Genomic DNA, 21811 nt, shown 5'->3' with positions numbered 1-21811 from the left:
TAAAATCTTTAAAAAAAGCCAAATCATTGGCTTTGCTTTAGTTATATTATAACAGATTTAGTTTGGGATGCCCAATTGTTATCACTTGGCTAAGCCTCAATAGGCATGAAGTTACCAACAATTTTACCGATGATTCGAGGGTCTTCATCATAAGGAGCAAATTTGTCACCATACCGTTTATTAAGAGAAACCAAACGAAGACCATCCTCCTCACGATAAACCTTTTTGATATAGGTTTGACCATCCCAGTCTACAGCATAGACATCGCCATCATAATCAAAACCTGTTTGTTTGATCAGCACGACTTCACCATTTAGGTAGGTAGGTTCCATAGAGTCTCCAAATACCCATGATGCAAAATCATGATCTATTTCTTCATCGTAGAAAACTTCATCATAATTGCCATCACCAAAATAAGTATAACCTGTTCCGGCTGATAAACGCTCGAAAACTTTATAAGAGTAAAGTGGGATAACGGGTGCTTTCTTCTTTTCTGCTTCTTGTTCCTCCAGAAGAGCTTTAGTGAATCGCAAAGCTTCTTGACGATTTTCCTCAGTTAATTCCAAGTACACTTCAACAATCTCGTGTTCAGACAGAAAATAGGTCTCGGCTACACCAAATAGTTCAGCCAGTACCGATAGATTCTTTTGATTTGGTTTCGTCTTACCATTTTCCCAGTTAAAATAAGAGGAGCGCGAAATCCCTAGATGCTTAGCTACTGATGCTTGACTCATTCCTTGTGCTTCTCGAATCTCTTTAAGCCTTTGTCCTGAAAACATAGCTACCTCCGTAAGTTAATAAACTAACATAAGTGTATCAAAAAAAGCAGTTGACTTCAAGTGAAATTAACTACTTTTATATTTCTCTTTTGTATTAATCTTTGACTAAAAATCCAAGATTATCGAGTGCCTCTTCAATATAATCTAAATCTTGTTGACTATCAGCTTCAACAAGATGATAGTGAACACCGTTGGTTAATTCAGATAGTGGTCGAAAGTCACTTGACGCTGCTTGTTCTAAAAAATGTCTAACATCTCGACGACAAGTCAACTTCAACAAGGCTTGAATTTCACCATAGGCTGGATGATCAATCATGATATTTTGAATACGTCCCCCATTATCGACAATGGCTAGAAGCTCTTCTTCCATATTATTCACCGTATGATTCACTTTAAACAGTCGATGTGCATAAGAATTATCATCACTAGTCTTATAAATATAACCCCTGTTAGTTGAGATAATTTGAGAACCATCTGCTCGCAGAAGTGCAATATCTTGGACAATGATTTGACGAGTAACACCAAAATGTTCTGCCAAACTCTGCCCATTAATCGCTTCTTTAGACTGCTTTAATAGGGTCAATAATTCTTGCTTGCGATTTAAAGTCATAGACTAAACAACTCCTCTTACAACTATCGAATTTTTCGAATACTTTTGAAAATCGTTAATGCTATAACGTAGTCTATCATACTATGGACAATAGTACCAAATCCAACTAAAACAAACAAGATATAAAATAGTTTTTGGAAGTCCTCCCCCGTTACTGAATAAAAAATCACACAAGCAATAACTTCACCTAGAGCATGAATAACCCCTAAAACAAAGTTAAAAATTAAAGATGATTTATGGTTTTCTATTGTTTGAGGAAACCTTTTCAAATAAAGCGCTCCTAAACAACCAAAGATGATATGCGAGAATGCCCTAAAAACAATAACAATCGGATAGCCGGCCATAAAGAAGCCTAAACTAGACGCTAAGATAACAAAAGCTGCCACCCAGGGAGATATAAACATAGCTAGAAATAATGGAACGTGACTCCCTAAGGTATAAGAAGCCGGTGGAATGATTAGTTTAATTGGCATAATACTTGGGATAAGGATAGCAATCGCAGTTAACAAAGCTGCAAAGGTCATTTCTTGAATTCTTTTTTTCGGCTTCATAATCTTCTCCTTTTTCTGTATATACAATAGTATATTACATTATATATACCTATATGTCAATATGCCATAAAAAAACTAGAGCCATAAGCTCTAGTCCTTTCTTATTTACGTTTTTTCTTAGCTTTCTTCATCTTGTTAGCTTGACGCTTCATCATATGTTTCATGGCAAATGAACCGACCTTACCTTTAAGACCACCACCAAGCATTTGGCTTAGATCCATATTTGCAAGATCTGGCATACCAGTGCCACCCATCATGCCTTCAAGAGCAGACATGTCCATATTCCCCATATCAGGCATATTTGGCATGTTTTTGGACAGATTATTTGGGTTAAGACCCATTTGACGCATCATTTGCTCCATATCGCCAGACATAACGCCTTGCATCATTTGTTTTGCTTGATTGAAGTCTTTAATAAACTTGTTTACTTCGATGAAGGTATTCCCTGAACCATTGGCAATACGGCGACGACGACTTGGAGTCAAGAGATCTGGATTTTCACGTTCTTCTGGTGTCATTGATAATACAATGGCACGCTTGCGAGCAATCTGCTTTTCGTCTACTTTAACATTAGCCAAGGCTGGATTGTTAGCCATACCTGGCAACATCTTTAGTAAATCCTCCATAGGACCCATATTTTGCACTTGGTCTAATTGGTCGATAAAATCATTGAAATCAAAGGTGTTTTCACGCATCTTCTCAGCTAACTCAAGAGATTTTTTCTCATCATACTCCTGAGAAGCTTTTTCAATAAGGGTAAGAAGGTCACCCATACCTAAGATACGGCTTGACATACGGTCTGGGTGGAAAGTCTCGATATCCGTAATTTTCTCACCAGTACCTGTAAATTTAATCGGCTTACCAGTGATCTCACGAATTGAAAGAGCCGCACCACCACGTGTATCACCATCAATTTTAGTAAGAACGACACCTGTGATATCTAGTTGTTCATTAAACTCCTTGGCAACGTTAGCAGCTTCCTGACCAATCATGCTATCTACAACCAAGAGAATCTCGTTTGGATGAGCAAAATCTTTGATATCACGCAACTCTTTCATGAGGGTTTCGTCAATCTGCAAACGACCAGCCGTATCAATCAAGACATAGTCATTTTTATTAGCACGCGCTTGTTCCAAACCATTTCTGACGATCTCAACTGCTGGTGTCTCTGTTCCCATATCAAAAACAGGAACATTGATTTGTTGTCCCAAAGTTTTCAACTGATCAATGGCTGCTGGACGATAGATATCTGCAGCAATCATCATTGGACGAGCTTCTTGTTCTTTAATCAGTTTATTAGCCAATTTACCTGCAAAGGTTGTTTTACCAGCCCCTTGAAGACCAACCATCATAATGATAGTTGGAATCTTTGGAGATTTCTCAATCTCAGATGTTTCAGATCCAAGAATTTCTGTCAATTCTTCATTAACAATCTTAATGATTTGTTGTGAAGCATCAAGAGTATCAATGATTTCGTGACCTACAGCACGTTCACGAACACGTTTGATAAATGTCTTAACAACTGGTAGAGCTACGTCTGCTTCAAGAAGTGCCAAACGAATCTCTTTAGTGACTTCTTGAACTTCTTTCTCTGAAAGTTTTCCTTTACGTCTTAAATTTTTGAAAACGCCTTGCAAGCGTTCCGTTAAGCTTTCAAAAGCCATATGCCATTTCCTCTCTTACTTTCTGCTTGAATCTAATCTCTATTATCAATGCTGCTCAGGATTGCAATTTGTTCCTGGAGATAGCTATCGTCTGCGTATTTTTCCATGATATCATCAAAAATTTGGCTACGGACGATGTAGTCTGAATACATATGTAATTTCATCTCGTAATCTTCTAAAATCTTCTCAGTGCGCTTGATGTTATCATATACGGCCTGACGACTCACACCAAATTCCTCGGCAATTTCTGCCAAACTATAATCATCCGCATAATATAGCTCAATATAGTTCATCTGCTTATCTGTTAACAAAGCTGCATAGAACTCAAAGAGGGCATTCATGCGATTGGTTTTTTCAATTTCCATAAGCTACATTTTACCATAAAATCATGGTGTTAGCACCATACTTGTGCAGAAAAAAGCAGTGACTTCTAATTGTTCTCCAAATAAAATTCAAAACGGTCGCCAACATAGTAACTTCGTACATATTCGAAAGCCTGCCCGTCTTGGAGAAAGGAAATTTGTGTCAGACTCAAAAGAGCATCACCAGTCTTAACCTTGAGGTGCTTGGCTAGACTACTATTGGCCAAACTTGCTGATATTGTCTGCTGACTTTTTCCTATTTCATAGCCATTATCAGTTAATGTCTTGAAGAAATGTTCGGTAATTTCTGATTCCTTAAAACCTCGGATAATTTTCTCAGGGATACTGGCAATTTCATAGGCAACCGGAATGTCATCAGCAAAACGAACACGTTCCATACGAATGACATGGGACTGTGGCAAGACACCTAAATTCTTGATTTCAAACTCATTTGGATGTAGACGTTGATACGAAATAAGCTCACTAGATGGCTTCCTCCCTTGGGATTTGACAATCTCAGTAAAACTCGTAGTTCCACGCATCTTTTCCTTAACTCGACTACTAGCAACAAAGGTTCCACTGCCTGGTTTGCGTTCTAAAATCCCCTCATCCACTAAAAGTGTTATCGCCTGGCGCACAGTCATCCGACTCACATCAAAAGTCTCGCAAAGATCTCGCTCGCTAGGAAGACGTTGCCCAATTTTCCAAGTACCATCATCAACATCTTCCTTAATCTTATCATGTATGCGAATATACGCTGGTAACATCCAATTCCCCTCCTTTTTCCCTATTTTACAAAAAAAGTGACAAAATTGTAAATATAAGTAAGAGATTTACAGTTTCTCGTATAAATCTAGGTGCTAAGTCCATGAATTTGTGATACAATGATTGCATAAGAAAGAATCTACATGTGATGCAAAAAGAAAGGGTAATAATGACTAACATTTCTACTTTGAATGATGTGCAGAAAATCATTGTTCTAGACTATGGTAGCCAATACAATCAGCTGATTGCACGTCGTATTCGTGAATTTGGCGTTTTCTCTGAATTGAAGAGCCATAAAATTACTGCTGATGAAGTACGTGCCATCAATCCCATCGGGATCATACTTTCTGGTGGTCCCAACTCTGTTTATGCCGAAGATGCATTTGGTATTGACGAAGAAATTTTCGAGCTTGGTATCCCAATTCTTGGTATCTGTTACGGAATGCAACTTTTGACCCACAAACTCGGTGGTAAAGTTGTTCCGGCTGGTGAAGCAGGTAACCGTGAGTATGGCCAATCAACACTTCGCCTTCGTGCCCAATCAGAGCTCTTTGCTGGAACTCCTGAAGAACAAGTCGTTCTGATGAGCCACGGTGATGCTGTTACAGAAATTCCAGAAGGTTTCCATCTTGTTGGTGACTCAGTGGATTGCCCATTCGCTGCGATGGAAGATACTAAGAAAAACTTTTATGGTATCCAATTCCACCCAGAAGTTCGTCACACTGTATATGGTAACGACATTTTGAAAAACTTCGCTTTTAGTATATGTGGTGCCAAAGGTGACTGGTCAATGGCTAACTTCGTAGATATGCAAATTGCACAGATTCGTGAAACAGTTGGCGACCGCAAAGTCCTTCTTGGACTATCAGGTGGAGTTGATTCATCTGTTGTCGGTGTGCTCTTGCAAAAAGCTATTGGTGATCAATTGACATGTATCTTTGTTGACCACGGTCTTCTCCGTAAAGGTGAAGGCGACCAGGTTATGGAGATGCTGGGAGGTAAATTTGGCCTTAACATTATCCGTGTTGATGCTTCTAAACGCTTCCTTGATCTCTTGGCTGGTGTTGATGACCCTGAGAAAAAACGTAAAATCATCGGTAACGAATTTGTTCACGTTTTTGATGACGAAGCAAGCAAACTTAAAGGTGTTGACTTCCTAGCTCAAGGAACACTCTACACTGATATCATTGAATCAGGTACTGAAACAGCGCAAACAATCAAATCTCACCACAACGTTGGTGGTCTTCCAGAAGACATGCAGTTTGAATTGATTGAACCACTTAACACTCTCTTTAAAGATGAAGTGCGCGCTCTTGGTACTGAACTGGGAATGCCTGACGAGGTCGTTTGGCGCCAACCATTCCCAGGACCAGGACTTGCCATCCGTGTTATGGGTGAAATCACTGAAGAGAAACTTGAAACCGTTCGTGAGTCTGATGCTATTCTTCGCGAGGAAATCGCTAAGGCTGGTCTTGACCGTGATGTATGGCAATACTTCACTGTTAACACAGGCGTACGTTCTGTCGGTGTTATGGGTGACGGACGAACTTACGACTATACTATTGCTATCCGTGCTATCACTTCAATTGACGGTATGACAGCTGACTTTGCGAAACTTCCATGGGAGGTTCTCCAAAAGATTTCTGTTCGAATCGTTAACGAAGTTGATCACGTTAACCGTATCGTCTACGATATTACAAGTAAACCACCTGCAACTGTAGAGTGGGAATAAAATAGTGACACTTTATAACACCAGAAACGTTGATTTTACTGCATTTAGCTAAAAATCAAGTGAGGTTCGGAGACACAAAATGATTTGAATTGTCTCCAAAACTGTCGCCAAAAATCCTCTCACTGAATGGTTGTCGGTGGGAGGTTTTTTTTGGCTCTCGCTAACACGTGTAAGGTGTTCAATGCTATAATTTAAGAGATAAACTATTAAGGAGACGACACATATGGCAAAAATTGAACCGAAAATTTTTGACGAGTTGAAAACGGCTTTGGTATCTTTTGGCGACAAATATTTTGTCGGAGAAGAATTGAACCGTTCCAAACTCACGGATGATTTACGAAATTATGATGAAGCACTTTTGAGCAAGTTGTTTGAAGTAGATTTCATTAAGAATCATTTTATTAAGGAGGTGGCAGGGCAAAAGCTCTTTCAAATTGAACAACTTGAAGAAGCCGTTCTCTATAACGATTACTGGGACACAAGCTACACCAAATATGAAAATCGTGTTGGCTTGGCTTCAAAAGGAAAATTCTTAGAAGACAGCCAAGATGTTGTCTTAGATTTTCCGTTCAAAGATTGTGTGCTTACTGCTTCCATGACCAAGGAGAATAACGAAGAAGGCTACGATGATGCCTTCTTGAATGAGGTTATCGAGAAAGACGAGATTGACCGTCTTTTTGACAAGAAAGTGTTTGTAAATGTCAAACGCTTTGGCGATAATAAGGGAGCACAGCACAACACAGCACAGTACAGTACAGAGGTAGATAATGGGATTGTTTCTTTTGATAAAGAGAAAGACAATCTGATTATCAAAGGAAATAATCTGTTGGCGTTGCATACGCTGAAAAATGAATTTGCAGGAAAAGTTCGTCAAATTTATATCGACCCACCTTACAACACAGGTAAAGACTCATTTAACTACAATGATAAATTTAATCACTCCAGTTGGTTAGTTTTCATGAAGAACAGGTTGGAGATTGCTTGGGAGTTGTTGTCTGATGATGGAACAATTTGGATTTCGATTGATGGGTATGAAAGTCATTATTTGAAAGTACTGGCTGACAGTGTTTTTGGTGCGGATAACTTCCTTGATGAGGTTGTGTGGCAACGTGCGTATGCACCTATCAATCTGAAAAAGACATTTTCGAAAAGTCATGATTATATCTTGGTTTACGCAAAAAATAATTCTGGGGCAAAAGAACTGAATAGGTTACCTCGAAAAGCTGAGATGGTTGCTTCATATAAAAATCCTGACAATGACCCACGAGGAGTTTACAAAGCAGATAATTTTTCCGTAGGGCCAGCTGTAGAAAAGAATATTTATGAAATTACAACTCCATCAGGTAGAAAAGTATTACCTCCATCTGGGCGTTCATGGTTATACTCAAAAAGACGTTACGAAGAATTACTTGCTGATAATCGTGTTTATTTTGGCAAGGATGGAAATAGTAGTCCATCATATAAAAGATTTCTTAGCGAAGTGAATGCAGGGGTTGTTGCTCAGACACTATGGACATATCAAGAAGTTGGGCATAATCAAGATGCTAAAAAAGAAATAAAGAACTTATTTGAAGGAACTGCTTCTTTTGGAACTCCAAAACCTGAAAAGCTGATTCAAAGAATTTTGACACTTGGGTCAGATGAAAATGACTTGATTTTGGATTTCTTCATGGGTTCTGCTACTACTCAAGCTGTTGCAATGAAGATGAATCGCCGGTTCATTGGTATTGAACAAATGGACTATATCAATACTGTCGCAGTTCCACGTCTTGAAAAAGTCATTGAGGGCGAACAAGGCGGAATATCAAAAGACGTTAATTGGCAAGGTGGTGGTTCATTTGTCTACGCCGAATTATTCCCTAAAAATATGAGCTACTTGCAAGATGTTATCCATGCCAAAAACCTTGATGAATTGAAGTCAGTCTATGAGCGTATGCTTGCTGGAACAGATACGACCGAACCTGCCGATATTTCGTTCCGTGCTGATTTATCCAAAATTGATTGGTTACAGGGGTTTGACGAAAATAAACGCCTACTTGTGAAACTCCTTGATAAAAACGGGCTTTACTACAACTTCTCAGAAATTGACGATAAGAACGTCCGTGACTTAATCTCTGATGAAGACTACACCTTCAACAAGACTTTCTATGAGGGTGGTGACTAGCATGGCAAAAGCAAAGAAAACGCCTACTAACGCTCGTCAATTTCCCCTTGTGGATCAGGCGGAACAAGCTGAAAAAGATTTGTTCAGTCAGCACCAAGGTTATGAAATTCCCGAATACATCAATGCTAACTTAATTCATACTTTGCGCGACTATCAGGACGAAGCTATCCGAAACTATCACTATACGCAAATGCAGATTAAGCCCAACCCTCAACACGTCCTTTTTAATATGGCGACTGGTTCAGGGAAAACCGACTTGATGGCAGGGCTTATCCTCTACCTTTATCAAGAGCATGGCTATCGCAACTTCTTGTTTACCGTCAATACCAACTCAGTCTTGATGAAAACAAAGGACAACTTGGTCAACGAAAATAGTGAAAAATACCTGTTCCAAGACAAAATTGAAATCGACGGCAAGCATATTTTCATTAAGCAAGTCGAACGTTTCCCACGGATTCAACAAGACAACACCATTTACATTAAGCTATCTTCGGTTCAAAAAGTATCGGATGACCTGTTTGTCTTGAAAGAAAATACCATGGGGCTTTCAGACTATGAAAACCAACCTGTTGCAGTCTTAGCGGATGAAGCACACCATTATTCCGCAAGCACCAAGTCTGAAAAGGAAGCTGAAAATACTTGGGAATCAGCCATTAACAAAATCTTGCGTGCCCGTGATGATAAGGAACAAAAGAATCTCCTCCTTGAATTTACGGCAACAGTCGATTTTGATAAAGAAGTCATATATAACAAGTATCGGGATAAGGTGGTCTACCGCTATCCGTTGAATCAATTCATGTTTGATGGCTATTCCAAGCAGGTTAAGCGAATTGAAACGTCCGCAAGCGACCAAGATAAAATGCTAAACGCGGTCTTGCTTTCGCAGTTTAGAAAATACTGTGCTTATGCCGAGGGTGTCACAGGAACATTTAAGCCCGTGATTATGTTTAAGTCCGCAAAAGTTGCGGTATCACTGGAAGCCAACAAGGTCTTTAATGAGCTGATTCAAAATCTCAACGTTACGGATTTGCTCGCATTTATCAAGCGCCAACAAGTCCTAGATAGCAACGACAGCTCAGCTTTGGAACTGGCTTACAATTACTATCTCAAAAATGAAGATGACCTTGCAAAAATCGTCCGTGAGATTAAGCAAGACTTTGACCCGAGAAACGTGTTAAATGCTAATGACACAAGCGGAAATATGCTTGAAAAGGGGCAGTATGAGGCACTCAACACGCTCGAAAGCCCAAACAACCTCTATCGTGTGGTTTTTGCGGTCGCAAAACTGACCGAGGGATGGGATGTTCTCAACCTCTATGATATTGTCCGTATTGAGCAGGAAGCTGCGACAAACAAAAATGCCACAATGGTTGAAGCGCAACTCATTGGGCGTGGTGCAAGGTATTATCCATTTGAATTGGACGGTGTGAAAAGCTATCAACGTAGATTTGATAACGACACCTCAAACAAGCAATTGTTCCTAGAAACGTTGCACTACCACACCATGAATGAGCCACAATATCTTAAACAGCTTGTAGGCTCATTGAAGCAAATGGACTTGCCAACGGGTCAGGACAAGAAAAATCCACCGATTGAAATCAAGGTCAAGCCTGCTTTCAAAAAAACAGAAACCTATAAGACAGGAAAAATCTATTATAACGAAGCTGAGGATGTGGCAGATGATTGGTTTGATTCCATTCAGAAATACGGAATCACACACAAGACCGATATTCAAAGAAGTTTGAATTATGGTACTCGTGAGGTGTCTTATCAAGCAACAGTCGCATTGACTGAGACAAAACAAATCCATGTTGATAGGTTTGATGACCGCTATATTAAGAAAGCCATTCACCGCCTTGAGTTTTATCAATTTGACAACTTGAAAAAGTATCTGCCATTGCTTGAATCCATGAAAGAGTTCATCTATGGGGAAAACTGGCTAAACGCAAGTAAGTTGAAACTTTTCTTGACCGTTCCAAAAGAATACAAGTCAACAGATATTACGGCAGACGAGATTTTGAAAGTCACCATTGACCTTTTGAAAGAGTACGAAGTCAAATTCAAGTCTGGCTATGTCAAGAAACGAGGCACAAACAGGTTTGTTGGCTACCCAATTAGTGAGTATCTAACCAACTATAATAAGCGAGTACCTGAGTATGACACGGCAAACCTCTTGAATGAAGCCACTCAAAAAGTTGCAGTTTACGATATAGCTGAGGACTTCTATGTCTATGACCGTGCTATCGTCAACAAGTTGGAATTTGACCTCATCACACGTATTCAAGCTCATGTGAATGAGCTAAAAGCCAAATATAACAAGGCAGTTTACTTGTTCCGCATGGACGAGAATATGCACCGTGAGTCAGCTAAGAGCGAAAAGCTCAAGCTCCATCAATATGGCTCACGGATCAATCGAGCTGGCGAAATTGTAGATATGCACTTGCAGGGCTTCCAACCCGACTTCATCTTGTTCCTTGAAGATAGTGACTTTTGCTTCCAAATATTCATTGAACCAAAAGGCATGAGTGGCGATAGATTCGTCAGCGAGCTATGGAAGCAGGACTTGTTGCTCTATATGACCGACCATCAAGCAGAGATGGAATTTGAAGATGGTGTCGATAACGTCAAGATTAGCGGTCTGAAATTCTTTACCGCAAAAGACGGACAAAACACAATCCCTGAATTGATGGCAATGTCTGGCGTGACCTATCAGAAACCTAATGAACAGATAGATTTATTGATGGTAGCAGACCCTTCTACTGATGTAATAATCGAGGAGGATGAGTGAAATGCCAAAGAAAAGTGTGAATTCACGACCCTATCTCAAAACTTGTGAGTTGATTTATCAATTGGCTTCACAAAGAATTGGCGAAAAATATCGTAAATGGGAAGCAGATAACCAAAAATATAATACCCAATCTCAGTTTTTTCCCGAGGACCGCAAACCTATTTTTTTCAAACATATTCTTTAAAAATAAAAAAATAGTAAGGAGTAATAAATGCAAGAAAAAATTATTTGTGAAAATAACTGGCAATATTTCTATCTCATTCCCCTCAAAAAGTTTAGTAAAATTCAATGGAAATCAAAAAATTTAAAATAGTAACAACCCCCACCATCTAGCCCACCAAAATAAGTAAATCTTTCTAAAATCCCAATATGAAAGGATTTTAGTGGTATAGATTACTATTGAGTGGAAATAAAACCAAAAACATCAAAAGCGCTGAACGCAATCGTTCAACGCTTTTTTGTTTTATATCTAGTTTTATATCTATATGAGGTTTTAGACCAATAAAAATTCTATCAACACAAATAAATCACTGGAATTTTGTTCAGAAATACTGCTTTCAAAAAGTAATTTAGCCAGTTTTAGGCTACCCAACTCCTCATATAGTTATCATGGTAGTCATTGACAAATGTATGTTTACTTAGTGAAATCAAGTACCTTACGTCCTTGAATTTCACCTTTTTCCATTTGATCAAATACTTTTACAGCTGTATCGACAGGAACGGTTTCAACAACTGGTACTACCAAGCCTTGTGCACCGAAGTCAAAAGCTTCTTCTAAGTCTTTACGCGTACCTACAAGAGATCCAACAACACGGATACCATCTAGAACTGTTTTGACAATTGAGAGCTCCATGTATTCAGATGGGAGCCCAACGGCAACGACCGTACCACCGGCACGTACTCTATCGACAGCCTGGTTGAAAGCAACCTTAGAAACAGCTGTTACAACAGCACTATGTGTACCACCAGTTTTCTCTTGGATATAGCCTGCTACATCTTCAACTTCTTTACCGTTCACCACTAAATCAGCACCAGATTCCTTAGCAAACTCAAGTTTATCTTGGTTGATATCAACAGCCACTACTCGTGCATTGAAAACCTTCTTAGCATATTGAATAGCCAAGTCACCTAGTCCTCCAGCACCATAAATAGCTACCCATTGACCAGGTTCAACTTTGGCTTCTTTAATAGCCTTATATGTTGTAACTCCCGCACAAGTAATAGATGAAGCTTGAGCTTGATTAAGTCCTTCTGGAACTTTCACAACATAGTCAGCAGTAACCAAAGCATAGTCACACATACCACCATCAACACTATAACCAGCATTTTTTTACAGACCGACAGAGTGTTTCACGTCCAGTTGTACAATATTCACAGTAGCCACACCACCCTTCGAAGAACCAAGCGATTGATACGCGATCACCTTTTTTTAGTGTTTTAACCCCTTCACCAACTTCTTCAACAATACCAATTCCCTCATGGCCTAAGATACGACCTGGAACTTGACCAAAGTCTCCATGGGCTACATGAAGGTCAGTATGGCAAACGCCACAGTATTCAACTTTAACCAAGGCTTGACCATGAGTAACTAACGCTGGTTTTTCATGGTCCACAACTTCAATACCTGTGATTGCTTGATTAACAACAACTGCTCTCATCTTAATCACCTCCATATGATAACTTTTAACACTCTCAGAAACAATATCAACGCTTACATAAACGTTTCTCAGTCACTGAAAAATTTCTTGAAAGCTCTGGCTAGCAATTAAAGAAATACTATTTCTCCCGCTGGATGCGATATGATTTAATCATTTCCAAGATACCTATACTGTCTCACGAGTGTCTTGGAATCCAAAAGACTGACTTCAAAATGGAAATAATGATTGCGTCCGTCTCTAGCATTCTCTTTATTTAATAGAAAATAATTATTTTGACTGATATCCATCTCTCTAAGAATATCATCCGTCAAAAAGGTTAAGGGAATATCCATAGCAGACTAGCGATAAAAGTCTTCTTCAAACTTTAGATAGCTATCAGAAAAATAGTCAATTTGAAGTTTATCATCATAAATTTTTCTCTTCTTCATCTATGTTTTTCGACCTCCAAACTAATTTCTAATATGTCCTTTGTTCGAATACGTTTATGTCGCTTGGAAGATTTTATAGTAACTTGATCAAAATCCAAGTCAACCACATAGCCACTAAACCTACAGCGCCTACCTTGATCCTTTATCTGGAAATTCCCCAATAATTGACCCAAATAAAGCTGGTTCAATAAAGTAAACTTCTCTAAATCATCCAAACGATTAGTTAGATTTTCTTTAGTCTTATCTTCATGTAGTGAACTTGTGTGTTCCGACAAGAAATATCACATCCACTTCATCATTCTCCTATCTGATGTTCCCTAGCAGATTGAAAGGGAAGGTAACTACGATCTATCATTTTAAGCCATCTAATCCTCCAGCTGACTGTCCACCAATAAGCTTACTTTGAGCAATACTCCTAGATGCCTCCTGTAAAGCTGTTGCTTTTTGAATGGTCGTAAAGCCAAATTCCTGACGAATACTATCTATAGCTGACTGAAGCCTTTCTTTTTTATCAATGTCATCTGGATTATCAAATAAAGAAAGAATTTGAATCTTTTCATCTACAAAATTTGCATAAGAAACACTGACACTTCTAACAGCCCCTCCTTGATATTTCTTCCGAAAGAGTGAAATGACATGCCCTATTAGTATTTTTGTATTATTGGCAGGCTCAATCTTCATCTGTGCTTGTAGCGAACGCTTGCCCTCTATCTTTGAAAATCCAATGCTAATGGAAACTTGACAAGCTTGCTTATGGACTCGTCTTAATCTAATAGCCACCTGTTCTGCTATCTCTTTCAGAATCAATTCAATATCAGCTTGCCGATCATAGTCTCGTGGTAATATTTGCGAATTTCCTAAACCATGTGACTTTGTTTTATAAGGTTTATGAACATTACTTTCATCAATACCATTGGCATGAAAAAAGAGGTCTAAGCCCACAATACCTAACTCCTTTTTAAGAGTATCAGGGTTGCTATTAGCAAGTTCTCGACCTGAAATCATATCTAACTTATCTTTTCTAGTAACAATCCTATCCGGGGATAAAGTAATTTAATGACGACGTGAAATCAATGAATCCCTCATCAATAGAATAGGGAAGAATATCATCAACACTGGCATAATTATGGAAAATGTGTTGAATCTGGATATTCTTTTTGATATAAAGATCCATTCGAGGAGGAACACTAAAGGTAACCTTGGCCCAAGATTCTATAAAATCAATAAAATCTCTATCCGTTGGAAGTCCCTGTTTTTTGGCATTATAATAATGAAACTTACGAGAATAAATATCAAAAGGTAAATCATAAGATCGACTAACATTTGACTTGCCAAAAACATGCTTAAATATAGGGGAAGACGCTAATATTGAACCATTAGCGTTTTCAGCTCTACTCATCACACATAGAGAAGTCTTAAGTGGATGTAACCCACGCTCAACACACTCTACACTCGCATAGAAAGATTTCATATCTACAAAAGCAATATCACTTTTTGGCTCTCTTGAATAATCGAAATATCCATGCTTGTCCTTTTGTTAGTTTATAAACTAACGTTAGTATAAATTATAACTTGTTATATATCAAGTGTTTTTCACAAAAAATAACAACATTCTTTCTAGAATGTTGTTATAGTCTTATCTTTTCCCTTTAACTTGGTCTGTTGCGACATCTTCACCAAACCACTTGTTAGAAATCTTTTGGAATTCTCCATTTTTATAAAGAGTTTCAAATCCTTGATTAATTTTTTTTATTAGTGTCTTATCTACCTTACGAGCACCTACAGCAAAGCTTTCTCCCTCGTAACCAGCAGGCATAACATTATACTGATCCAGAACTCCTGATTTTTCTAGGTAGTAATTAGCGTACACACGGTCAATCAATAGGCCATCAATACGTCCACTATTAAGGTCAATCAAAGCTTGTGTAAAAGTCGAATATTGGACAACTTTTTGATTAGCAACGACATCCTTCAAAATTTTTGGAGAAGCATTGAATGCATCATAACCAGACGACCCAGCTTGAGCACCTAAGGTCTTACCTGCCATTCCTGCAACAGAATCAATTCCTGAGGACTTTTTGGTTACCAGTACTTGTTCATTTACCATATAAGGTTCCGTAAAGTCTGCAGACTGCTTACGTTCATCTGTAACCGAGTAACCATTCCAAATAAGATCAATCGTCCCATTCTTCAACTCAGTTTCTTTCATATCCCAGTCAATAGCTTGCCATTCAACATCGATGCCATATAATTTAAAAACTGCATTAGCCAAGTCAATATCAAAACCAATATAGCTACCATCCTTTTCCTCATATCCCATAGGAACAAAGGTTGCATCAAAACCAATTTTGATTTTCTTTTCTTTGGTATAAGTTTGCCACTGGTCTTTCTGAGTTGCAAAATGTGAGCGCGAGCTACAAGCTGATAGCGCAAACAAAGGCAAAATAATAAGACAGGCTAGCAAAACTATTTTCACTATTTTTTTCATAGAAAATCCTCGCTATTTTGGATTGATAGTGACAATCTCATCAGCGATGTGCTGTGCAAATTGCATATCGTGAATAATAACGATTTGCGTAATCCCAATCTCACGATTCTGCAAAATCAATTTCTCTACTTCTTGACGCAACTCAGGATCAAGAGCTGAAGTTGGTTCATCATAGCCGACGATTTTCGGATCAATCATCATGGCACGAGCAAATGCAACACGTTGTTTTTGTCCCCCAGAAAGTGAATACGGATAAGCATTTCCATGTGCTCCAAGCCCTAAACGGTCAAGTAGAGTCTGAGCTTTTTTCTGGGCATCTTCCTTAGACATTCCCATCGTCTTAATTGGCGAAAGGGTTAAGTTATCTAAGACAGTCAAGTGCGGAAACAGTTGAAAATCCTGAAAGACAAAGCCTAGCAAGTTACGACTTTCCATCTGATCCAAGGGAATCTCTTCATTTTCATAAATAATTTGCCCTGAATCAATAGTTTCAAGTCCTGCTAGCATACGCAAAAGAGTTGTCTTACCACCACCGGATGGTCCAACGATAGCTAAGATTTTCCCCTCTTCGACAGTTAGGTTATAGTTATCAAAAATTTTGTGTTGACCAAATTGCTTGGAAATATTTTTTAATTCTAACATAAGGTCTCCTATTTATAATAGTTGAATTTCTTTTCGATGTTTTTCGAAGCCACAGTCACCAGACCCACAAGGATAAGATAAATAGCTCCGGCCACAAACATCGGTGCTAAGGTCGCATCACGGTTAGCAGCGGTACGACTTTCCAAAAGAAGGTCTCCAACCCCAAGAACATAAACCAATGATGAATCCTTAACCAAGTTAATAATCTCGTTAAAGATACTTGGCAAGACAATCTTAACCACCTGAGGAAGGATGATATAGCGTATGGTCTGGAAAGGACTAAGTTTAAGCATTTTAGCTGCTTCGTATTGTCCTTTTGGAATAGCCAAAATTCCTCCACGGAAAATCTCTGCGAAATAAGCTGCATAGTTAAGCGTAAAAGCAAGAATAGCAGCTGGTAGACGATCAAAGACAATCCCAACGCTTGGAAGAACGTAATAAACGAAGATCAATTGTAAAAGGAGGGGCGTTCCACGCATAATCCAAACGTAAAGGGTTAATAACCAATTTAAAGGTTTGAATTTAATCTGCATTAAGAAAGCAAGTACAATCCCTAATGGAATCGACAGTACGATAACAATGAAAAATACTTGAAGTGTGACTACCGCACCGTTCAAAAGGGCTGGTAATACTTCCAAAACGTATGACATATAAACTCCTATAATTATTTAGTGTTGATGAATATTATACCAAAAAAAACAAAAAAATAGTATAAGATTTTAAAAATACTAAAAGGAGTGAGACTGAACCCTCTCTAAAAATTGAGTTCTAATTCCCACTCCTCAAGGACTTAAATAATCTGGAAAACTGTAGGTCTTAAAAAATTTCCTACTTAATCCTTATTTTTAGATTTTCTTAACAAATTCTGATTTAAGTTTCATGGAACCAAAACCATCAATCTTACAATCAATGTTGTGATCACCTTCAACCAAGCGAATATTTTTAACACGTGTTCCTTGCTTGATGTCTTTCGGAGCACCCTTAACTTTCAAATCTTTGATAACTGTAACAGTATCGCCATCAGCAAGACATGTTCCATTGCTATCAAGAACCGCAAGTCCTTCTTCTGCAACTTCGTTTGGATCCCACTCATAGGCACATTCCGGACATACTAGCAAGATTCCATCTTCATAGACATACTCTGAGTTGCATTTTGGACAATTTGGCAATGACATAATTCTCTCCTAAGATTGTAATACAGATACTATTCTACTTTAGATTACTTAATTAAGCAAGAGTGAAAACAAGAAAAACATATACCCCCCTTACAATGTAAGAGATGTTAGTATTTTTATTCAACTGTAACGGATTTAGCTAAGTTACGTGGTTTATCAACGTCGAGTCCACGATGAAGCGTCGCAAAGTAAGCAATTAATTGTGTCGGTACTACCATTGAAATTGGTGATAGGTAAGGGTGGACATTATTAAGAACGATGTCATCACCTTCCTTAGCAACGTTTTCCTCAGCAATGGTCAACACTTTAGCACCACGCGCTACCACTTCTTGGATATTACCACGAGTATGACTAGCAAGAACAGGATCTGACAGGAGGGCAATAACTGGTGTGCCATCTTCGATAAGAGCGATTGTACCATGCTTCAACTCACCTGCTGCGAAACCTTCACATTGGATATATGAGATTTCTTTTAATTTAAGACTTGCTTCCATAGCAACATAGTAATCTTGACCACGACCAATATAGAAAGCATTACGTGTTTCTGAAAGAAGAGCTGCCACCTTCTCATCAATCACTTCTTTTTCAGAGAGCGTTGATTCGATAGATTGTGCTACAAGTGACAATTCATGTACCAAGTCGAATGCTTTAGCTTTTTCATTACCATTAGCTTCACCGACTGCTTTAGCCAAGAAGGCAAGGGTCGCAATCTGAGCTGTGTAAGCTTTAGTAGAAGCTACGGCAATTTCTGGTCCAGCATGAAGAAGCATTGTGTGATCAGCTTCACGAGAAAGAGTAGATCCCGGAACGTTTGTCACCGTCAAACTTGGAATTCCCAACTCGTTAGCTTTAACAAGAACCTGACGACTATCTGCTGTTTCACCTGATTGACTAATAAAGACAAAGAGAGGTTTTTTGCTAAGGAGTGGCATACCATAACCCCACTCAGAAGAAATACCAAGCTCAACTGGAGTATCTGTCAACTCTTCAAGCATCTTCTTAGAGGCAAAACCGGCATGATAAGAAGTTCCTGCTGCGAGGATATAGATGCGGTCAGCTTCTTGAACAGCTTTAATAATTTTAGCATCTACAGTCACTTGACCCTTGTCATCAGTGTAAGCTTGGATGAGCTTACGCATCACTGTTGGTTGCTCATCGATTTCTTTGAGCATATAGTATGGGTATGTCCCTTTACCAATATCAGAAAGGTCAAGCTCAGCAGTATAGCTATCACGTTCTTTAACATTCCCATCATAATCTTGAACTTCGACACTATCAGCTTTCACGATAACCAACTCTTGATCGTGAATTTCCATGTATTGATTTGTTTCGCGAATCATAGCCATAGCATCTGAGCAGACCATGTTATAACCACCACCAAGACCAATTAAAAGTGGTGATTTGTTTTTAGAGACATAAATTGTTGATGCATCTTCAGAATCCATGAGGGCAAATGCATACGATCCACGGATAATGCGGAGAGCCTTCTTGAAAGATTCAATAGTTGACAAACCGTCTTCTTCAACAAATTTACCAATCAAGTGAACAACAATTTCAGTATCGGTTTGACCTTTGAAATGATGACCAGAAAGGTATTCTTCCTTAATTTCAAGATAGTTTTCAATAACACCGTTGTGAACCAAAACGAAACGTTCTGTTTCTGAGCGATGTGGGTGAGCATTGTCTTCCGTTGGTTTCCCATGAGTCGCCCAACGAGTATGTCCGATACCTGCAGTACCTTCTACACCTTCAATTTTAGCAGTAAGTTCCGCAATACGGCCAACAGCTTTAACCGATTGACTAGATGTTTCACCAGCTACAAAGATACCGGCTGAATCGTAACCACGGTATTCTAGCTTTTCAAGTCCTTGAATCAAGATATCAGTTGCATTTGTGTTACCTACAACACCAACAATTCCACACATATTTTTAATAATAACCTCAAGTCAAAGAGGTCATGTCTCCTTCATTTAAAATTGGTATAGTCAATAAGCTCTTTTAAAAGCTTAACGAAGACAGTATATTCCATATATTCAACATTGTCAAGCATAAAATTGGTATAGTTTCCAAAAGACCTTTTAATTGCTTCTTATCCTAAGGAATAATACTTAAAGTATGCTATAATAAGGCTATGCGAATTCAACAATTACATTATATTATCAAAATCGTCGAAACCGGCTCAATGAATGAAGCCGCAAAACAACTTTTCATTACACAACCAAGTCTTTCAAACGCTGTCCGCGATTTAGAAAGAGAGATGGGAATTGACATCTTTATTCGTAACCCTAAAGGGATCACCTTAACCAAGGATGGTGTTGAATTTCTATCTTATGCCCGTCAAGTAGTAGAACAAACTAATCTCTTAGAAGAACGCTACAAAAGTCACACAGAGACACGTGAATTATTTAGTGTTTCTTCTCAACACTACGCTTTTGTCGTCAATGCCTTCGTCTCACTTCTCAAGAGAGCTGATATGACGCGTTACGAGCTCTTCTTACGTGAAACTCGTACCTACGAGATTATCGAAGACGTTAAGAACTTCCGTTCAGAAATCGGTGTTCTCTTCCTTAATGGCTATAACCGAGATGTCTTGACTAAAATGTTTGACGATAACAGACTTACCTATACTAGTCTCTTTAAAGCTAGACCTCATATCTTTGTCAGCAAGTCAAATCCTCTGGCCAAGCATAAAGTGGTCTCATTGGAAGATTTAGAGGACTTCCCTTACCTTAGTTACGATCAGGGGATTCATAATTCCTTCTATTATTCTGAAGAGATTCTCTCACAAATCCCCCATAAAAAGTCGATTGTGGTTTCAGACCGTGCAACACTTTTTAACCTATTAATTGGTTTGGATGGATACACAATTGCCACTGGTATCTTAAATAGTAATTTAAATGGTGACAATATCGTCTCTATTCCACTAGATGTTGATGATGAAATTGATATTGTATACTTGAAACACCAAAAGGCTACTCTCTCTAAAATGGGAGAAAAATTCTTAGACAACCTTGTTAAGGAGGTCACTTTTGATAACTAATATAAGAGCTACTTAGTCCCCACCACATAAGGTTGGAATTTTTTATCGTTCAAAAAAGCCCCTTGTACTGACCCCAAAAAGTTAGACAAATAATTTATCCAAAGGATTTAGTTCTGTATTGCACAGGACTGAGTCCTTTTAGTTTTACCTTAATGCGTTTGTTATAATAATTAATATAGTCTACAATAGCTTGTTTCAATGTTCAAGTGAGTGAAACGTCTTCTCGTAACCATAAAACATCTCAGACTCAAGAATGAGAAAGATTCCATCATACCATTGTCTGGACTATTTCCCTTACGTGACATGGACGGTTGGGTCCCTTTATCCTCCAAAAAATGATGATAGAAATCGTGTTGGTATTGCCATCCTTGGTCGCTATGGAGAATTGTGTTTTCATAATGGTCTTCTGTAAAAGCTTGTTCTATCATAGCTTTCACTTGTACTAAATTCGGCGACCTAGAAAGATTATAAGCGACTATTTCACTATTGAAGCCATCTAATACTGGTGATAAATAGAGCTTTTGGCTGCTTGCTGGAATTGCAAACTCTGTCACATCTGTGTAGCACTTTTCCATTAGTTTGGATGCTTCAAACTGCCGTTGAATAAGGTTATCTACTTTCTTGCCAACTTCTCCTTGGTATGAAGAATACTTGCGTTTACGACCCAGTTTAGGCGGTCTCCCTCTTGTTTTCTCAACAATAGTATACCCATTTTTGTATTGTGCTATCCAATTGTTAAGCAATCCTTGATTTGAGAGGCCATAGTCCAGGCAAACACTTTGTTGAGAACAACCCTTCAAGTAGAACTTTATCAATTATTTCTTGTTTTAATTTAGGAGAATAATAACGATTCTTTCCCTGCTTTCTCAGTTCATATATTTGAACTTTATCTTCGTAAGTCAATTTCATAATAAAAATACCCCAAAAGTTAGATTTTTTCTGTCTAACTTTTGGGGTGCAGTTCA

At 38.5% G+C, this 21811-nt stretch carries 16 protein-coding genes and 5 pseudogenes; 5 read left to right on the top strand and 16 right to left on the bottom strand.

What is annotated here, in order from left to right; genetic code table 11:
• Positions 1-89: 89 nt before the first annotated feature.
• The 6 genes from E3C75_RS07375 to E3C75_RS07350 form a co-directional block, all read right to left on the bottom strand.
• Entirely contained in the window at positions 90-779 is a 690-nt protein-coding gene (locus E3C75_RS07375; RefSeq protein ID WP_046206437.1) for an XRE family transcriptional regulator, read from the bottom strand.
• Between the two features lie 94 nt (positions 780-873).
• On the bottom strand, positions 874-1389 hold the full coding sequence (locus tag E3C75_RS07370; protein ID WP_011225884.1) for a transcription repressor NadR: 516 nt from the start codon (positions 1387-1389) through the stop codon (positions 874-876).
• A gap of 23 nt (positions 1390-1412) precedes the next feature.
• Complete coding sequence (locus E3C75_RS07365; RefSeq protein ID WP_041827017.1) at positions 1413-1940, bottom strand: ECF transporter S component; 528 nt, start codon at positions 1938-1940, stop codon at positions 1413-1415.
• A gap of 101 nt (positions 1941-2041) precedes the next feature.
• Entirely contained in the window at positions 2042-3604 is a 1563-nt protein-coding gene (ffh, locus tag E3C75_RS07360) for a signal recognition particle protein (RefSeq protein ID WP_100262430.1), read from the bottom strand.
• Positions 3605-3636: 32 nt separating this feature from the next.
• Positions 3637-3969 (bottom strand): putative DNA-binding protein, encoded by a 333-nt coding sequence (locus E3C75_RS07355; RefSeq protein ID WP_002950594.1) that lies wholly within the window; start codon positions 3967-3969, stop codon positions 3637-3639.
• 65 nt (positions 3970-4034) lie between these two features.
• On the bottom strand, positions 4035-4733 hold the full coding sequence (locus tag E3C75_RS07350) for a GntR family transcriptional regulator (protein WP_011681080.1): 699 nt from the start codon (positions 4731-4733) through the stop codon (positions 4035-4037).
• Positions 4734-4900: 167 nt separating this feature from the next.
• Between E3C75_RS07350 and guaA the strand changes: the two genes are divergently transcribed.
• The 4 genes from guaA (at position 4901) to E3C75_RS07330 (ending at position 11599) form a co-directional block, all read left to right on the top strand.
• Positions 4901-6463, top strand: coding sequence for a glutamine-hydrolyzing GMP synthase (gene guaA / locus E3C75_RS07345; protein ID WP_024704090.1), 1563 nt, complete (start codon positions 4901-4903; stop codon positions 6461-6463).
• A gap of 223 nt (positions 6464-6686) precedes the next feature.
• Positions 6687-8627: a DNA methyltransferase gene (locus E3C75_RS07340; protein WP_111679585.1), complete on the top strand. Its 1941-nt coding sequence runs from the start codon at positions 6687-6689 to the stop codon at positions 8625-8627.
• 1 nt (position 8628) lies between these two features.
• Positions 8629-11415, top strand: coding sequence for a DEAD/DEAH box helicase family protein (locus E3C75_RS07335; protein ID WP_111679584.1), 2787 nt, complete (start codon positions 8629-8631; stop codon positions 11413-11415).
• A gap of 1 nt (position 11416) precedes the next feature.
• Complete coding sequence (locus E3C75_RS07330; RefSeq protein WP_041829036.1) at positions 11417-11599, top strand: hypothetical protein; 183 nt, start codon at positions 11417-11419, stop codon at positions 11597-11599.
• 450 nt (positions 11600-12049) lie between these two features.
• On the opposite strand, the pseudogene adhP reads toward E3C75_RS07330, so the two are convergent.
• The 9 genes and pseudogenes from adhP to glmS form a co-directional block, all read right to left on the bottom strand.
• A pseudogene (adhP, locus tag E3C75_RS07325) lies at positions 12050-13073 on the bottom strand (alcohol dehydrogenase AdhP).
• A 146-nt stretch (positions 13074-13219) separates the two neighbouring features.
• Positions 13220-13501: pseudogene (locus tag E3C75_RS11675) on the bottom strand (DUF5960 family protein).
• Positions 13479-13856 (bottom strand): annotated as a pseudogene (locus tag E3C75_RS11670) (hypothetical protein). Before E3C75_RS11670 ends, E3C75_RS11675 begins: the two co-directional pseudogenes overlap by 23 nt.
• Positions 13853-14972, bottom strand: a pseudogene (locus E3C75_RS07305) (DinB/UmuC family translesion DNA polymerase). Before E3C75_RS07305 ends, E3C75_RS11670 begins: the two co-directional pseudogenes overlap by 4 nt.
• Positions 14973-15137: 165 nt before the next feature.
• Positions 15138-15989: an amino acid ABC transporter substrate-binding protein gene (locus tag E3C75_RS07300; protein ID WP_014621495.1), complete on the bottom strand. Its 852-nt coding sequence runs from the start codon at positions 15987-15989 to the stop codon at positions 15138-15140.
• Positions 15990-16001: 12 nt separating this feature from the next.
• A complete protein-coding gene (locus E3C75_RS07295) occupies positions 16002-16631 on the bottom strand; it encodes an amino acid ABC transporter ATP-binding protein (protein WP_111679583.1) in 630 nt (209 codons plus the stop codon).
• 8 nt (positions 16632-16639) lie between these two features.
• Positions 16640-17281, bottom strand: coding sequence for an amino acid ABC transporter permease (locus E3C75_RS07290; protein WP_014621493.1), 642 nt, complete (start codon positions 17279-17281; stop codon positions 16640-16642).
• Between the two features lie 195 nt (positions 17282-17476).
• Positions 17477-17806 (bottom strand): zinc ribbon domain-containing protein YjdM, encoded by a 330-nt coding sequence (locus E3C75_RS07285; protein WP_084825942.1) that lies wholly within the window; start codon positions 17804-17806, stop codon positions 17477-17479.
• A gap of 116 nt (positions 17807-17922) precedes the next feature.
• Entirely contained in the window at positions 17923-19731 is a 1809-nt protein-coding gene (gene glmS / locus E3C75_RS07280; RefSeq protein ID WP_024009870.1) for a glutamine--fructose-6-phosphate transaminase (isomerizing), read from the bottom strand.
• Positions 19732-19937: 206 nt separating this feature from the next.
• On the opposite strand from glmS, the gene E3C75_RS07275 reads away from it, so the two are divergent.
• Complete coding sequence (locus E3C75_RS07275; protein WP_024704084.1) at positions 19938-20846, top strand: LysR family transcriptional regulator; 909 nt, start codon at positions 19938-19940, stop codon at positions 20844-20846.
• Between the two features lie 94 nt (positions 20847-20940).
• Here E3C75_RS07275 and E3C75_RS07270 read toward each other — a convergent pair.
• Positions 20941-21755 (bottom strand): annotated as a pseudogene (locus E3C75_RS07270) (IS3 family transposase).
• Between the last annotated feature and the right edge of the window lie 56 nt (positions 21756-21811).

The sequence above is a fragment of the Streptococcus thermophilus genome, from assembly GCF_010120595.1.
Lineage (GTDB): Bacteria > Bacillota > Bacilli > Lactobacillales > Streptococcaceae > Streptococcus > Streptococcus thermophilus.
Note: the sequence above shows the minus strand (reverse complement) of the source record. Positions and strands in the feature narration are given on the sequence as shown.

Excerpts from the sequence above, each read along its gene's own strand:
- E3C75_RS07340 (WP_111679585.1), top strand. The coding sequence starts at position 6,687 with ATGGCAAAAATTGAACCGAAAATTTTTGACGAGTTGAAAACGGCTTTG.
- E3C75_RS07375 (WP_046206437.1), bottom strand. The coding sequence starts at position 779 with ATGTTTTCAGGACAAAGGCTTAAAGAGATTCGAGAAGCACAAGGAATG.
- E3C75_RS07350 (WP_011681080.1), bottom strand. The coding sequence starts at position 4,733 with ATGTTACCAGCGTATATTCGCATACATGATAAGATTAAGGAAGATGTT.
- E3C75_RS07355 (WP_002950594.1), bottom strand. The coding sequence starts at position 3,969 with ATGGAAATTGAAAAAACCAATCGCATGAATGCCCTCTTTGAGTTCTAT.
- ffh (WP_100262430.1), bottom strand. The coding sequence starts at position 3,604 with ATGGCTTTTGAAAGCTTAACGGAACGCTTGCAAGGCGTTTTCAAAAAT.
- E3C75_RS07285 (WP_084825942.1), bottom strand. The coding sequence starts at position 17,806 with ATGTCATTGCCAAATTGTCCAAAATGCAACTCAGAGTATGTCTATGAA.
- E3C75_RS07275 (WP_024704084.1), top strand. The coding sequence starts at position 19,938 with ATGCGAATTCAACAATTACATTATATTATCAAAATCGTCGAAACCGGC.
- guaA (WP_024704090.1), top strand. The coding sequence starts at position 4,901 with ATGACTAACATTTCTACTTTGAATGATGTGCAGAAAATCATTGTTCTA.
- E3C75_RS07365 (WP_041827017.1), bottom strand. The coding sequence starts at position 1,940 with ATGAAGCCGAAAAAAAGAATTCAAGAAATGACCTTTGCAGCTTTGTTA.
- E3C75_RS07295 (WP_111679583.1), bottom strand. The coding sequence starts at position 16,631 with ATGTTAGAATTAAAAAATATTTCCAAGCAATTTGGTCAACACAAAATT.
- glmS (WP_024009870.1), bottom strand. The coding sequence starts at position 19,731 with ATGTGTGGAATTGTTGGTGTTGTAGGTAACACAAATGCAACTGATATC.
- E3C75_RS07335 (WP_111679584.1), top strand. The coding sequence starts at position 8,629 with ATGGCAAAAGCAAAGAAAACGCCTACTAACGCTCGTCAATTTCCCCTT.
- E3C75_RS07300 (WP_014621495.1), bottom strand. The coding sequence starts at position 15,989 with ATGAAAAAAATAGTGAAAATAGTTTTGCTAGCCTGTCTTATTATTTTG.
- E3C75_RS07370 (WP_011225884.1), bottom strand. The coding sequence starts at position 1,389 with ATGACTTTAAATCGCAAGCAAGAATTATTGACCCTATTAAAGCAGTCT.
- E3C75_RS07290 (WP_014621493.1), bottom strand. The coding sequence starts at position 17,281 with ATGTCATACGTTTTGGAAGTATTACCAGCCCTTTTGAACGGTGCGGTA.
- E3C75_RS07330 (WP_041829036.1), top strand. The coding sequence starts at position 11,417 with ATGCCAAAGAAAAGTGTGAATTCACGACCCTATCTCAAAACTTGTGAG.